The 14,193-nt window shown below is 74.4% G+C and carries 13 protein-coding genes; 3 read left to right on the top strand and 10 right to left on the bottom strand.

Annotation, left to right across the window (positions count from 1 at the left end; all coding sequences use genetic code 11):
• Nucleotides 1-642: TerD family protein (locus IE321_RS30765; protein WP_190225291.1), on the bottom strand; the 642-nt coding region annotated here is incomplete at its 3' end.
• Between the two features lie 112 nt (nucleotides 643-754).
• Nucleotides 755-1,330 carry a M48 metallopeptidase family protein gene (locus tag IE321_RS30760; RefSeq protein ID WP_190225290.1) on the bottom strand — a complete coding sequence of 192 codons (576 nt, stop codon included), beginning with the start codon at nucleotides 1,328-1,330 and terminating at the stop codon, nucleotides 755-757.
• A gap of 114 nt (nucleotides 1,331-1,444) precedes the next feature.
• On the opposite strand from IE321_RS30760, the gene IE321_RS30755 reads away from it, so the two are divergent.
• Nucleotides 1,445-2,653: a TOMM precursor leader peptide-binding protein gene (locus IE321_RS30755; RefSeq protein WP_190225289.1), complete on the top strand. Its 1,209-nt coding sequence runs from the start codon at nucleotides 1,445-1,447 to the stop codon at nucleotides 2,651-2,653.
• On the top strand, nucleotides 2,646-3,995 hold the full coding sequence (locus tag IE321_RS30750) for an ABC1 kinase family protein (RefSeq protein WP_190225288.1): 1,350 nt from the start codon (nucleotides 2,646-2,648) through the stop codon (nucleotides 3,993-3,995). Before IE321_RS30755 ends, IE321_RS30750 begins: the two co-directional genes overlap by 8 nt.
• Nucleotides 3,996-4,054: 59 nt before the next feature.
• Here IE321_RS30750 and IE321_RS30745 read toward each other — a convergent pair whose 3' ends face one another.
• The 5 genes from IE321_RS30745 to IE321_RS30725 all read right to left on the bottom strand — a co-directional run bounded on the left by IE321_RS30745 (nucleotide 4,055) and on the right by IE321_RS30725 (nucleotide 7,914).
• Nucleotides 4,055-4,237, bottom strand: a complete 183-nt coding sequence (locus IE321_RS30745) for a hypothetical protein (protein WP_043228881.1) — start codon at nucleotides 4,235-4,237, stop codon at nucleotides 4,055-4,057.
• 98 nt (nucleotides 4,238-4,335) lie between these two features.
• On the bottom strand, nucleotides 4,336-4,695 hold the full coding sequence (locus tag IE321_RS30740) for a putative WhiB-interacting protein (RefSeq protein ID WP_051842595.1): 360 nt from the start codon (nucleotides 4,693-4,695) through the stop codon (nucleotides 4,336-4,338).
• On the bottom strand, nucleotides 4,692-5,060 hold the full coding sequence (locus IE321_RS30735; protein WP_031013886.1) for a WhiB family transcriptional regulator: 369 nt from the start codon (nucleotides 5,058-5,060) through the stop codon (nucleotides 4,692-4,694). The genes IE321_RS30740 and IE321_RS30735 overlap by 4 nt, the downstream gene beginning before the upstream one ends.
• 171 nt (nucleotides 5,061-5,231) lie before the next feature.
• On the bottom strand, nucleotides 5,232-5,546 hold the full coding sequence (locus IE321_RS30730) for a hypothetical protein (protein ID WP_190225292.1): 315 nt from the start codon (nucleotides 5,544-5,546) through the stop codon (nucleotides 5,232-5,234).
• 175 nt (nucleotides 5,547-5,721) lie between these two features.
• Nucleotides 5,722-7,914 carry an ATP-dependent DNA helicase UvrD2 gene (locus tag IE321_RS30725; RefSeq protein WP_190225287.1) on the bottom strand — a complete coding sequence of 731 codons (2,193 nt, stop codon included), beginning with the start codon at nucleotides 7,912-7,914 and terminating at the stop codon, nucleotides 5,722-5,724.
• Nucleotides 7,915-8,116: 202 nt separating this feature from the next.
• Between IE321_RS30725 and IE321_RS30720 the strand changes: the two genes are divergently transcribed.
• Nucleotides 8,117-8,371 (top strand): glutaredoxin domain-containing protein, encoded by a 255-nt coding sequence (locus IE321_RS30720; protein WP_043228884.1) that lies wholly within the window; start codon nucleotides 8,117-8,119, stop codon nucleotides 8,369-8,371.
• 63 nt (nucleotides 8,372-8,434) lie between these two features.
• Here the strand turns inward: IE321_RS30720 and nudC are convergent, their stop codons facing one another.
• Genes nudC through IE321_RS30705 form a run of 3 tightly spaced genes read right to left on the bottom strand, consistent with a single transcriptional unit; the run spans nucleotide 8,435 to nucleotide 14,187 of the window.
• Nucleotides 8,435-9,382: an NAD(+) diphosphatase gene (nudC, locus tag IE321_RS30715; protein WP_043228886.1), complete on the bottom strand. Its 948-nt coding sequence runs from the start codon at nucleotides 9,380-9,382 to the stop codon at nucleotides 8,435-8,437.
• A 58-nt stretch (nucleotides 9,383-9,440) separates the two neighbouring features.
• A complete protein-coding gene (locus IE321_RS30710; RefSeq protein ID WP_190225286.1) occupies nucleotides 9,441-10,859 on the bottom strand; it encodes a dipeptidase in 1,419 nt (472 codons plus the stop codon).
• A gap of 10 nt (nucleotides 10,860-10,869) precedes the next feature.
• Nucleotides 10,870-14,187, bottom strand: a complete 3,318-nt coding sequence (locus tag IE321_RS30705) for an ATP-dependent helicase (protein WP_190225285.1) — start codon at nucleotides 14,185-14,187, stop codon at nucleotides 10,870-10,872.
• Nucleotides 14,188-14,193 lie beyond the last annotated feature (6 nt).

Here is a 14,193-nt window from a genome sequence, read left to right as displayed (position 1 = left end):
GGGGGCCGGGGCGGCGGGGGCGCCGAAGGCCGGGGGCGCGGCGGCCTGGGCGGGGGCGCCGAGGCCGGCGGCCGCCTGCTGGGGGGCCGCCTGCTGGGGAGCGGCGGGCTCCTCCTCCATGACCTCGCCGCCGAAGTTCCGCAGCAGCGCTTCCAGGCCGCCGTCGAAGCCCTGGCCGACGGCGGCGAAGCGCCACACGTCCTTCAGGTAGAAGTCGCCGAGCATGACCGCGCGCTCGGTGGAGAACTCCGCGCCGGTGAAGGCGTAGCGGGCGACCTCCTCGCCGCCGGCGACGATCCGGATCCAGCCGGGGCCGACCTGCGACATCTGGCCGTTGCCGTCGATGGTGGCGGTGAAGGCGAGCTTGTGGATCTGCGGGGGGATCCGGTCGAGGGTGACGCGGAACGACTCGGTGTCGCCGGACTGCGCCCCGAGCAGCTGGATGGACTCCTCGGGCGACTTCGGCTGGTTGAAGAAGACGAAATACCGGTCGTCCGAGAGCCGCTCGTCGGCGTCGAGGCCGAAGCAGCTGATGTCGAAGGTGAGCCCGGGAGCCGCGATCTGCACGCCCACGTACAGATCGGTGCCCGCGGTCAGATCACTGATCTTGGCCTTGTGGCCGCGTTGGAATTCCCTGGCCATGCGTAACGACCGTCCCCCATCCCGATGGCGAATGACTCGCGCCAGGCTAACCGCTGGGGCCGACATTGAGACAGGGGAGGTCGGATCCGGTACGGAATCGGGAAATCGGACGTCAGGCCGTGGTGTCCCCGTCCGGCGGGTGCGGAAGGCGGTCCGCGGCGACCACCCCTTCGAGGTAGCCCCGGGCCCGCTCGGTACGCGAGTACGCCTCCAGGAGCCGCCAGAAGGCTGGGCCGTGGCCGGGGACGAGGAGGTGGGCGAGCTCGTGCAGCAGGACGTAGTCGACGACGTACTCGGGCATCCCCTGGAGGCGGTGGGAGAGTCGGATGGTGCCCTCGGCGGGTGTGCAGGAGCCCCAGCGGCTGTTCTGGTTGGTGACCCATCGCACCGAGTCCGGCCGGGCCTTCCCGCCGAGGTACTGGGCGGAGAGCCGGGCGGCCCGCTCGGCCAGTTCGGCGTCGCCGCGGGTGGCGCGGCGCTCCTTGTCCCGGTCCTTGGCGTCGAGCTTCTCCAGCATCACGCCGACCCAGCGGCGCTCCTCGGCCTCCGACATCCGGGCCGGGATGAGGACGATCGTGCGGTCCCCCTCGCGGTAGGCGGAGACGGAACGGGTGCGGCGGGCGCTCCTGCGGATCTCGACTGGCACGCCTTCGACGGTACCCGGCGGACGCAACGGAATCCCCTTCATATGACCTATATGACTTTCGGGCGTGCCTGTGGACAACTTTCGGCGCCGATCCGCGGCGGTGGGCAGTCTGGTTCCGGTGGACAGCGGAGACGGGCGGGACGGACGGGGGCGGGGATGCATCCGATGGTGAAGCCGGCACTGCGCCGGGCGTGGCGCAGTCTGACCTGCGCGCAGTACGGGGTGACGCCGGCGCACGCGGTGGTGCTGGATCAGGTGGACGCGGCGACGGGCCGGCTGCTCGGGCTGATGGACGGGACGCGCGGGACGGCCTCGCTGCGGCGGGAGGCGGCGGCGCTGGGGCTGCCGGAGGGACGGCTGGACGCGCTGCTCGGGCGGCTCGGCTCGGCGGGCCTGCTCGTGGAGGCCGCGGCGGGACGGCCGGCGCGGCCGGGTCCCGAAGCGGGGGCGGTGGACGCGGCGCTGGATCCGCTGCGGGCGGACCTGGCCGCGCTCTCGGTGGTGTGCCCGGAGCCGGAGCGGGCGCTCGCGAGGCTGGCGGCCCGCCGGGAGCGGCGGGTGCGGGTGCGGGGCGCCGGGCGGGTGGGCGCGACGGTGGCGGCGCTGCTCGCGTCGGCGGGCGTGGGCGGTGGCGAGGTCGTCGACGGCGGCCGGGTCGAGCCGTGGGAGACGGCGCCGGGCGGGCTGCCGGCCGAGGCGGTCGGCGAGCGGCGGGGGGTGGCGGCGCGGCGGCTGGTGGGGCGCTGGGCCCGCGGTCCGGTGGCCGCGCGGCGGAGGTGCCGGCGGACGGTGCCGGGTGACGGGGGCGGTGCGGAGGCGCTGTCACTCGTGGTGGTGACGGAGCGGGACGGTCTGGGGGTGCGGGTGCCGGACCCGGTGGCGGCGGAGCCGTGGATGACGGCCGGGATCCCGCATCTGTACGCGGGGGTGCTGGAGGCGACCGGGGTGGTGGGGCCGCTGGTGCTGCCGGGCGGCACGGCGTGCGCCCGCTGTCTCCAGGAGGAGGCGACGGACCGGGACCCGGCGTGGCCGCGGCTGCTCGCGCAGTGGCGTTCGGGCGCCCCGCATCCGCTGCCGGCCTGTGACGTGGCGCTGGCGACGGCGGTGGCGGGGCTCGCCGCCGGGCACGCGCTGGCGTTTCTGGACGGGGAGCTCCCGGCGAGCACGGGGACCCGTTGGGAGGCGTCGATGCCCTCGCTGGGGTGGAGGTCGGAGCGGCTGGTGCCGCACCCGGCCTGTCCCTGCGGGGCCGCGCGCGGCAGGGTGGGGGTGGGCGTCTCGGCAGGCGGGGAGGCGCGTTCGGCAAGGATGGGGCGCAGCCCCGCAGGGCACGGCAGTCTGGGAATTGGAGGGGCGCATGTCTGATCTTCCCCGGAAGGCGGTCACCCGGACCGCCAAGTTGGCCGCGTTGCCACTGGGCTTCGCGGGGCGCGCGACATGGGGTCTGGGCAAGCGGATCGGCGGCAAGTCGGCCGAGTTCGTGGCCCGCGAGCTCCAGGAGCGGACGGCGGAGCAGCTGTTCAAGGTGCTCGGCGAACTCAAGGGCGGGGCCATGAAGTTCGGCCAGGCGCTGTCGGTCTTCGAGTCGGCGCTGCCGGAGGAGATCGCCGGTCCCTACCGGGCGGCCCTGACGAAGCTTCAGGACGCGGCGCCGCCGATGCCGGTGCGGACGGTGCACGGGGTCCTGGCGGAGCGGCTCGGCGAGGAATGGCGGGAGCTGTTCCTGGAGTTCGAGGACAAGCCGGCGGCGGCCGCGTCGATCGGGCAGGTGCACCGGGCGGTCTGGCACGACGGCCGCGAGGTCGCGGTGAAGGTGCAGTACCCGGGCGCCGGGGAGGCGTTGCTGGCGGACCTGGCGCAGCTCGGCCGGTTCGCCCGGCTGCTCGGGCCGCTGCTGCCAGGGATCGAGGTGAAGCCGCTCATCGCGGAGCTGCGCGAGCGGGTGTCGGAGGAGCTGGACTACGCCCTGGAGGCGCGGGCCCAGCGGGAACACGCCGAGGTCTTCGCGGACGATCCGGACGTGGTGGTGCCGGGGGTGGTGCACCAGGCGGAGCAGGTGCTGGTGACCGAGTGGATGGACGGGATCCCGCTCGCGGAGGTCATCGCGGAGGGCGGTCAGGAGCAGCGGGACCGGGCGGGGCAGCTGCTGGCCCGGTTCCTGTTCTCGGGCCCGGCGCGGACCGGGCTGCTGCACGCCGATCCGCACCCGGGGAACTTCCGGCTGCTGCCGTCGGAGAGCGGGGACGGGGCGGACGATCCGGCCGGGTGGCGGCTCGGGGTGCTGGACTTCGGCACGGTGGACCGGCTGCCGGGCGGCCTCCCGGAGATGATCGGGACCTGTCTGCGGATGACGCTGGCCGGCGAGGCCGAGCCGGTGTACGCGCTGCTGCGGTCGGAGGGCTTCGTGAAGGAGTCGGTCGCCCTCGACCCGGAGGAGGTGCTGGACTACCTGCTGCCGATCATCGAGCCGGCGGTGGCGGAGTCCTTCGGCTTCCACCGGGGCTGGATGCGGACGCAGGCGGCCCGGATCGCCGATCCCCGCTCCCCCGCGCACCAGCTGGGGCGGCAGCTGAACCTGCCGCCGTCGTACCTGCTGATCCACCGGGTGACGCTGTCCACGATCGGCGTGCTGTGCCAGCTGAACGCGACGGTCCGGCTGCGGGACGAGCTGGCGGCCTGGCTGCCCGGCTTCGAGCCGGCGTCCTAGCCGGCCTCCGGGCAGGCGGCCCGGCGGGCGCCCCGGTCACGCGTCGCGGCCGGGGCGGGTCACCACCAGGAGGAGTCGAGGCGGCCCTCGATGGCCCGGATGTTGGCGCGGGCGCACTCCTCGCAGAAGTACTCGCGGCGCCCGTTCTCGACGGAGCAGGTCCAGGTGAGGGGGAGGGTGTCGGCGGTCCTGCCGCAGCGTGCGCAGGCCACGGGCTCCTCCGCGGCGCGGGGCTCGTTCATCCTCGTGACGATAGCCCGGCGGGGCGGTCGCGGCGGGACAACGCACCGCGGGGGCCGGTCCGTTCGGACCGGCCCCCGCGGGGACGCCTGGTGGGGCGTCAGTTCATGACGGCCATGGCGAGGGCGCGGCGGGCGCGCAGCGAGACGCGCTCGGCGCGGCGCTGCATGCGCCGGGCGGCGATCAGGCGCACGGCCTGACGTTCCGCGTCGGCCTCACGCCGGCGCTCGTGCATATGGGCACGGGCCAGGGCTTCTGGGATGAGTTGCATGTCACGGGTCCTGTTCTGACGCGGCGCGGGGGCGCCGGCGAGGGAGAAGTCGGGGGTAGCGGAGCCGGTGGGCTCGGTGGCGGGCGTGGTCATCGGGGCCTGCTTCTGGGGATCGTGCGTGAGGGGGTGGTCGATCGTTCCGGTGCGCCTGGGGGCCTTGTGGGGTGCCTCCCAGGTCAGGGCGGTCACGCCGCGACCGGGTTCTTGCGCGGACGGCCGCGGGGCCGCTTGCGGGCGACGACCACGCCCTGGACGAAGAGCTCGCCGCCCCAGACACCCCAGGGCTCACGGCGCTCCTTGGCACCGGCGAGACACGCGGCGACCAGCGGGCAGGTCTTGCAGAGGGACTTGGCGTACTCGACGTCGGCCGGGGACTCGGCGAAGAAGACCTCCGGGTCGTAGGCGCGGCAGGGAACCGGGACGCCGAGGTTCTCGATGGCGTCGTCGAGCGCGGTGAGCGATGTCAGGGGGGTCAAGGCGTGGTCCTCCGTGAGGCCGGACGGGGGGATCGTTTCGGAAGGCGGTACGGACGGGGCGTGCGCTTCGAGTTGCACGGGTGTCTTTCCTCGTCTGGTCGTTTCCGGCCGGTCGGCCGGGTCTTCGGCTGGTACCGGGGTTTTCTTGTCCCGAGGCCCCTTCGCTCCGTCGTCCCCGTTCGGGGAAAACAGAAGGGCCGCGGATCCCGGGTGGGGTTCCGCGGCCCTGAAGGCGCCGGCCTGATCAGGTCAGGCTGGATCACTCCAGGGTTCGAGCCCACGGAAGGCCCACATCGTGTGGTGCTGCGTCGTCGTCTGCTGCTTGCCGGCACCGGCCGCCGCAAAGCCATAGGCCGTGATTCCGGCCTTGCCCTCTGCAGCCACCCGTGCCTTGGTCGGTCGCTCATCGCGCTCGATGACGGACATGCCGTTGCCGGACAGACCGGTGACGGGCAGACCGCTGCCAAGGAGCGCAAAGGCGGAGAGGCCGAGCGAGCAGGCGGAGGCGACCGAGCGATCGGTCATTTTGGCGGTGCGGACGATGGTGCTGTCGATGTTGCTGATCACTGGAATCGCCTCCTCTCGGCGTCTCGGAGAGCTCGGGGGTGAGCCGGGCTCTCGATGTTTATTTGGACAAGTACAGCACGAGACAGCGCTTCTTCAGAAGCCGCTGCTGCGTGGTTAAGAACCTATGGGGCTTGACGGGGCAGGCGCAAACTATTTTTCCCACGAGTTTCGATCAGTCGTCCTCGGCACCCGTCACACCCTCCTCACCTGCGCAGATGCTCAGGACTTCGGCTCCGAAGCGGTCCAGCTTGCGTGCGCCGACCCCGGCGATCACGGCGAGCTCGCCGCCGGTGGCGGGGACGCGTTCGGCGATGGCCATGAGCGTCTTCTCGGTGAAGACGCAATAGGCGGGCTGGCCGAGCGCCCGGGCGCGCTCCTCGCGCCAGGCGTGCAGCCGCTCGTACAGACCCTCGTCCATGTCGGAGGGGCAGTCCTCGCAGCGCAGCAGCTTCATGGCGCCGGCCTCGGTGAGGGTGGCGCCGCAGACCCGGCAGCGGACCGGGCCGCGCGAGCGGCGGCGGGCGGCGGGGGCGAGCGGGCCGCCCGAGGCGCCCCGCTCGACGCCGCCGGCCGGGCCGTGGCCGCCGAGCCGGCTGCCGGAGCCGGGGCGCAGGCCCTTGAGGAAGCGGCTGGGGACGCGGGAGGCGCGGCCGCCCGGGGAGCGGGAGAGCGCCCAGGAGAGCGTGAGGTGGACGCGGGCGCGGGTGACGCCCACGTAGAGCAGCCGGCGCTCCTCCTCGATCTGCTCGTCCGTCTTGGCGTAGGTGATCGGGAGCATGCCGTCGGTGAGGCCGACCAGGAAGACGGCGTCCCACTCCAGGCCCTTGGCGGCGTGCAGCGAGGCGAGGGTGACGCCCTGGACGGTGGGGGCGTGCTGGGCGGCCATCCGCTCGTCCAGCTCGGCGACGAGGTCGGCGAGGGTGACGCCGGGGCGGGCGGCGGAGAAGTCGTCGGCGAGCCGGGCGAGCGCGGCCAGCGACTCCCAGCGGTCCCGGACCGCGCCGGAGCCGGCCGGCGGCGCGCTGGACCAGCCCTGGCCGGAAAGCACCGCTCGCACCTGGGCGGGGAGGTCGTCGGCGCCGTCGAGGAGCGAGTCGTTCGCCCCGAAGCGGGCGGCGCCGCGCAGGGCCGCGAGCGTCTCGCGCACCTCCCGGCGCTCGAAGAAGCGCTCGGCGCCGCGCAGCTGGTAGGGGACGCCGGCGTCGGCGAGGGCCTGCTCGTAGACCTCCGACTGGGCGTTGATCCGGTAGAGGACGGCGATGTCGCCGGCCGGGACGCCGGCGGCGATCAGGTCGCGCACCCGGCGGGCGGTGCCCTCGGCCTCGGCGGGCTCGTCGCCGTACTCGGCGTAGACCGGCTCGGGGCCCGTCCCGCGCTGCGAGATCAGTTCCAGGCGGTGGTCGGCGGCCCGGCCGGACGCCTGGTTCAGCAGGCCGTTGGCGAGGTGCACGACCTGGGGGGTGGAGCGGTAGTCGCGGACCAGCTTGACCACGGTCGCGCGCGGGTGACGGGTGCGGAAGTCGAGCAGGTGGTCGGGGGTGGCGCCGGTGAAGGAGTAGATCGTCTGGCTGGCGTCGCCGACCACGCAGAGGCTGTCCCGCTCCCCCAGCCACAGCTCCAGGAGGCGCTGCTGGAGCGGCGAGACGTCCTGGTACTCGTCGACGACGAAGTGCTGGTACTGGCGGCGGATCTGTTCGGCGATGTCCTCCCGGTCCTGGAGGATGCCGACGGTGAGGAGCAGCACGTCCTCGAAGTCGATCACCGAGCGCTCGCCCTTGAGCTGCTCGTACATCGCGTAGAGCTGCCCGGTCTCGGCGGGGTCCCGGGGGGCCTCGCGCCGGGAGCGGGCGACGGCCGCCGGGTAGTCGGCGGGCACGGTCTGGGTGACCTTGGCCCATTCGATCTCCGCCGTGACGTCCCGCAGTTCGTTCCGGTCGAGCCGGAGCCGGCAGCGGGCCGCGGCCTCGGCGACGAGCTGCGCCTTGCGCTCGACGAGCCGGGGCAGCGGGCCACCGATCGCTTTCGGCCAGAAGAACTGGAGCTGCCGGAGGGCGGCCGAGTGGAAGGTGCGGGCCTGCACCCCGCCCGCGCCGAGCTGGCGCAGCCGGCCGCGCATCTCGCCGGCGGCGCGGTTGGTGAAGGTGACGGCGAGCACGCTCGCGGGCGGCAGCACGCCCGCCCGCACCCCGTAGGCGATCCGGTGGGTGATCGCCCGGGTCTTGCCCGTGCCCGCGCCGGCGAGGACGCACACCGGGCCGTGCAGGGCCACGGCGACCTCGCGCTGCTCCGGGTCGAGGCCGTCGAGCACCGCGTCGGCGGTCTCCGGGACCTGCGGGAAGAGAGGGGAGTGCGTTGCTGCTGTCACTCCGCCATGCTGCCAGGTCGGGCGGAGCGGTGCGGAGCGTCGTCCACAGGCCCGGCGTCGCGGTCGTACCGTCGCACGGTCGGACGATCACGCCGTCCGGTCCCGGACGCGGCGCAGGTCACCCGGCGTGCGGGAATGGTCCGGCCGGTGGCGTACGTTCTTCCTTCGGTACCGACCCCCGACCCCAGAGGAGCGCCTGGCCATGCAGGGCACCGTGACGATGTACAGCACCGAGTGGTGCGGCTACTGCCGCCGGCTGAAGGGCCAGATGGACCGCGAGGGCATCGCGTACACCGAGATCAACATCGAGCTGGACCCGGCGTCGGCCGCCTTCGTCGAGCAGGCCAACGGCGGGAACCAGACCGTCCCGACGGTCCTGGTCGTCGCCCCCTCCGGCACCGAGTCGGTCATGACGAACCCGAGCCTGGCCCAGGTCAAGCAGGCGCTGACCGTCTGAGGCCCGCCTCCGCGGGACGTGCGAAGGGCCCCCGTTCCTCGGAACGGGGGCCCTTCGCACGTCCTAGACCACGTCCCCGGGCTTCGGCAGCGGCTTGCCGTACCAGAGCTCGATCAGCCGGGAGGCGATCGAGATGCCGTACGGCGGCAGCACCTCGCCCGAGGCGAAGCCGGCCTCCAGGTCCTCGCGGGAGAACCAGCGGGCCTCGTGGATCTCCTCGCCGTCGACCTCGATCTCCGGGGAGGTCGCCCGGGCGAAGAAGCCCAGCATCAGGCTGGACGGGAAGGGCCAGGGCTGGCTGGCCACGTACGACACCTCGCCGATGGTGACGCCGGCCTCCTCGAAGACCTCCCGGACCACGGCCTGCTCGATCGACTCGCCCGGCTCGACGAAGCCGGCCAGCGTCGAGAAGCGCCCCTCCGGCCAGTGCACCTGGCGGCCGAGCAGCGCCCGGTCCTGGTCGTCCGTGACCAGCATGATCACCGCGGGGTCGGTGCGCGGGTAGTGCTCGGCTCCGCAGACCGGGCAGCGGCGGATGTGCCCGGCGGCCGCGATCACCGTGCGCTCGCCGCAGCGGGAGCAGAAGCGGTGCAGGCGCTGCCAGTTCTCCAGGGCGACCGCGTGGGTCATCAGGCCCGCGTCGCGGGGCGACAGGAGCAGGCCGGCCTCGCGCAGGCCCGCCGGGCGCGCCGACTGGTCCATGCGGCCGGGCAGCGAGTCCTTCTGGAGCGCGAAGTAGGAGACCCCGTCGGCGTCGGTGCCGAGGAAATAACGGTGGGTCTCGGTCATCGGCGCCTCGAACGCCGGGGTCATGACGAGTTCGGTGGTGCCGTCGGGGCGGTCGTCGATCAGCACCTGGCCGCCGGACACCACGAAGACGCGCGTGCTCGGGTGGCTCCAGGCGGCCGCCAGCCACGCCTCGTCGAGGCGGTGGTGGGCGGCGCGGTCGATCCCGCCCGGTGCGGTGAGCGAGATCGGACGGTCCGCGAACGCGTTGTTCAAGGTGCTCACAGGTGCTTCCAGCTCCCCCGGTTCGATGTCGGTCATTACGGCGTCCCGCACCCGGCGCTCAGCGCTCGCCGGCCCGCAGGGCGGCCGGGAGGTCGCCCCACAGGTACGCGGTCGTCTCGACGCCCTTCATGAGGAGGTCCAGCTCGACCTTCTCGTTCGGCGCGTGCCAGCCGTCGGACGGGACCGAGATGCCCAGGAAGAGCACGGGCGCGTCCAGGACGTCCTGGAGGTCGGCGGCCGGTCCCGAACCGCCCTCGCGCGTGTAGCGGACGGTGGCGCCGTCGAAGGCCCGGCTCATCGCCCCGGCCACCGCCGTGAGGGCCGGGTGGCCGAGCGGGGTGAGGCAGGGGCGGGTCGGGGCGCCGAAGACGACGTCGTACCGGATCCCGGCGGGCACGAGTCCGGCCAGCCACTCCCGGACCAGCGTCTCGACGCGGTCCGGGTCCTGGCCGGCGACCAGCCGGAACGACAGCTTGAGGTGGGCGGAGGCGGGGACGATCGTCTTGCCGCCGGGGCCCTGGTAGCCGCCGCCGATGCCGTTGACCTCCGCGGTTGGGCGGGCCCAGACGCGCTCCAGGGTGGAGTGGCCGGCCTCGCCGAGGGTGCCGTGGGACTTGGCGGTGCGCAGCCACGCGGCCTCGTCGAAGGGCAGCTCGGCGACGAGCCGCCGCTCGGCCTCCGTGAGCTCGCTCACCCCGTCGTAGAAGCCGGGGATCGCGACCCGCTCGTCGGCGTCGTGCAGGGCGGCGACGATCCGGCCGGCGATCGTGGCCGGGTTGGGCACGGCGCCGCCGAAGGAGCCGGAGTGGATGTCCTGGTCGGGGCCGCGCAGCTCGATCTCGCAGTCGGCGACGCCGCGCATGCCGGTGCAGACGGTGGGGGTGGTCTCGGACCACATGCCGGTGTCGGAGACGATCACGACGTCGGCGGCGAGCCGGCCGGCCCGCTCCTCGACGAGCGCCCGGAAGTGCGGGGAGCCGGACTCCTCCTCGCCCTCCACCAGCAGTTTCAGGTGGACGGCGGGGGCCGTGCGGCCGGTCGCGGCGAGGTGGGCGCGGACCCCGAGGGTGTGGAAGAACACCTGGCCCTTGTCGTCGGCGGCCCCGCGCGCGTACATCCGGCCGTCGACGACCGTCGGCTCGAACGGGTCGGTGTGCCAGCCGTCCTCGCGGGCGGCCGGCTGCACGTCGTGGTGGCCGTAGACGAGGACCGTCGGCGCGTCCGGGTCGTCGGACGGCCACTCGGCGAAGACCGCCGGGGCCCCGTCGGTCTCCCAGACCTCGACCGTGGTGAACCCGGTGTCCTTGAGGGCGCCGGCGAGCCAGTCGGCGCTGCGTCGCACGTCCGCGGCCCGCTCGGGCTGCGCCGACACGGACGGGATGCGCAGCCACGCGGCGAGGTCGTCGAGGAAGGCGGCGCGGTGCCGCTCGACGTAGGCACGTACGGGGTGGACGACGCTGTCCGGGGTCTCGCTCATGCTCACGAGCCTATCCGGCGCCGGGGGGTGCCCCGCCCAGCAGGATGGCCTCCAGCTCCGCCCGGCCGGGCAGCCGGGCCGGGCGGGCCACCTCGCCCGTCCGGACGTACACGAACGCGGCGGCCACCTCCTCGGGCTCCAGGCCGTGCTGCTCGGCCCAGGCGAGCCGGTACAGCGCGAGCTGGAGGGGGTCGGCGGTGCGGTGGTGGCTGGTCTTCCAGTCGACGATCTCGTACGCCCCCGAGTCCGGGTCCCGGTAGACGGCGTCGATCCGGCCCCGGACCACCCGGCCCGCGAGGGTGAGGTGGACGGGGACCTCCACGCGGTACGGGGTGCGGTGGGCGTACTGCGTGCGGGCGAAGGCCTCCTTGAGGGCCTCCAGGTCCCGCTCGTCGACGATCTCCGGCTCGCCGGCGAACTCCTCGCCGCCGGGCAGCTCGTCCGGGCCGAGGAAGGGCAGCGGCAGCTCCTCGAAGCGGGACTCCACCCACGCGTGGAAGCGGGTGCCGCGCCGGGCGGCGGGCTGCGGGGGCTTGGGCATGGGCCTGGCCAGCTCCTGCGCGAAGCCGTCCGGGTCCTCGGCGAGGCGTATCACCTGGGAGGCGGAGAGGTACGCGGGGAGGAGGACGTCCCGGGTGGTGGCGCGGGTGCGGTGCAGCTCGGCGGTGAGGGCGGTGAGGTCGCGGTCCCAGGAGGCGAGGGTGCGGAGCTCCTCCGGGGTGAGGGCCTCCCTGGGGTGCGGGACCGTCTCCGCGGGCGCGTCCGCGAGTCCGTCCGCGGGGTCGTCCGGGAGCCAGAGGTCGTCGGGGTGCGGGTCCCGGGGGGCGGGCTCGGGCGGGGCGGCGTTCCACAGGTGGTGGTGGACCAGCTCGGCGGCCCTCCTGCGGCGCCGGAGCGCCTCCTCGTCCAGCGGCAGGGGCCACGGCAGGTCGCCGGTCGCCTCCGCCAGGAGGGGGTTCTCGGCGCCCTTCTCGGGTTCGTCCGCCCAGGACTCGATGTCGCCGTGGCCCCGCTCGCAGTGGGCGTACAGCTCGTGGAGGAAGGCCGAGGGGCCGCGGGGCCGCTTCTGGGCGGGGCCCCACCAGTGGGCGGAGGCGAGGAGGAGGGTGCGGGGGCGGGTGAAGGTGACGTAGCCGAGGCGGAGCTCCTCGGTGTGCTGGTGGTCCTTCATGGCGGTCTTGAAGGCCGCCAGGGACTTGGCGTCCCAGGCGGTGAGGTCCGGAAGGGTGGCGGCGTCGCCGCGCAGGGCGTGCGGGAGGACCTGGGGCTGGGAGGTCCAGGACTCGCGCGCGCGTGCGGAGGGGAACTGGCCGGTGACCAGGCCGGGGACGGCGACGACGTCCCACTCCAGGCCCTTGGACTTGTGCGCGGTGAGCACCTTCACGGTGTTCTCGCCGCCCGGCAGGGCGTTGTCGAGGCCCTTCTCGAACCGGACGGCGGTGCGCAGGAAGCCGAGGAAGGCGAGGAGGCTGGCCTCGCCGTCGAGGGAGGCGAAGCCGGCGGCGACGTCCAGGAAGTTGCCCAGGGTCTCGCGGCGGCGGGCGGCGAGCGCGTGCGGGGAGGCGGAGAGCTCGACCTCCAGGCCGGTGACGGTCAGGACCCGGTGGAGGACGTCCATGAGCGGGTCGGCGAGGGAGGCGCGCAGGGAGCGCAGCTCGGCGGCGAGGCGGGCGAAGCGGACCCGGGCCTCGGCGGAGAAGGGCAGGCCGTCGTCGGCGTGGCCCGTGGAGTCGAGGAAGGTGTCGAGGGCGTCGGCGAGCGAGATCACCTCGGCGGGGTCGACGCCCTCGACGGCGGCGGCGAGCCGCTGCCCGGGGTCGGCCCCGGGGGCGCCGCGGTGGACGAGGAGGCGGGCGCGGCGGCCGAGGAGGGCGAGGTCGCGGGGGCCGATGCGCCAGCGGGGGCCGGTGAGGAGGCGGACCAGGGAGGCGTTGGCCCCGGGGTCCTGGAGGACCTCGCAGACGGCGACGAGGTCGGCGACCTCGGGGAGGTGGAGCAGGCCGGAGAGGCCGACGACCTCGACGGGGACGTCCCGGGCGACGAGCGCGGCGTGGATCGCGGGGAAGTCGCCGGCGGTGCGGCACAGGACGGCCATGGAGCCGGGCTCGCGGCCGGTGGCGACCAGGTGGGCGAGGGAGTCGGCGAGCCAGTCGATCTCCTCGGCGTGGGTGGGGAGGAGGGCGATCCGGACGGTGCCGTCGGCCTCGGCGCCGGGCGCGGGGCGCAGCGCCTCCACGCCCGCGTGCATGGCGCGCAGGGGGGCGGCGAGGCCGTTGGCGAGGTCGAGGAGGCGGCCGCCGCTGCGGCGGTTCTCGGAGAGGGAGTGGCGGCTCGCGGGGGTGCCGTCGGCGTGCGGGAAGTGGTCGGGGAAGTCGTCCAGGTTGGCGACCGAGGCGCCGCGCCAGCCGTAGATGGCCTGGCAGGGGTCGCCGACGGCGGTGACGGGGTGGCCGGTGCCCTGGCCGAAGAGGCCGGAGAGGAGCAGCCGCTGGGCGACGGAGGTGTCCTGGTACTCGTCGAGGAGGACCACCCGGAACTCGTCGCGGAGGATCGCGCCGACCTCGGGGCGGGTGGTGGCGAGCCGCGCGGAGAGGGCGATCTGGTCGCCGAAGTCGAGGAGGTCGCGGGAGCGCTTGGCGGCCCGGTAGCGGCTGACGAGTCCGGTCAGTTCGCGGCGGGCGGCGGAGGTCTCGGGGAGTCTGCGCAGGTCGTCGTTGGTGAGCTTCGCCTCGGCGAGCTCGGTGAGGAGCCGGGCGTCGTGGGCGAGGAGGTCGGCGGGCTCGACGAGGTGCTCGGCCAGCTCGGCGTCGAGGGCCAGCAGGTTCTCGACGAGGGCCGGGAAGGACTTGGTGAGCGCGGGGTACGGGCCGGGGGCCTCGCGCAGGACGCGCGCGGCGAGCTGGAAGCGGGTGGCGTCGGCGAGGAGCCGGGAGGTCGGTTCGAGGCCGATGCGCAGGCCGTGGTCGGTGAGGAGCTGCCCGGCGAAGGCGTGGTACGTGGAGATGCGGGGCTCGCCCGGGGGGTCGTCCGGGTCCACCGGGTCGGGGTCGGTGACGCCGGCGCGGACGAGGGCGGTGCGGACGCGCTCGGCGAGCTCGCCGGCCGCCTTGTTGGTGAAGGTGAGCCCGAGGACCCGCTCGGGGGCGACCTGTCCGGTGCCGACCAGCCACACGACCCGGGCCGCCATCACCGTGGTCTTGCCGGAGCCTGCGCCGGCCACGATGACCTGCGGGGCGGGCGGCGCGGTGATGCAGGCCGTCTGCTCCGGGGTGAAGGGGATGCCGAGGAGCTCCTTGAGCTGCTCGGGGTCGGTGAGGTGAGCGGTCACCTTGAA

Origin of the sequence: Streptomyces hydrogenans (assembly GCF_014656075.1) — a bacterium.
In the GTDB taxonomy this organism is placed as follows: Bacteria; Actinomycetota; Actinomycetes; order Streptomycetales; family Streptomycetaceae; genus Streptomyces; species Streptomyces hydrogenans.
The sequence above is the reverse complement of the archived record's forward strand: the minus strand, read 5'-3'. Positions and strand labels throughout refer to the sequence as shown.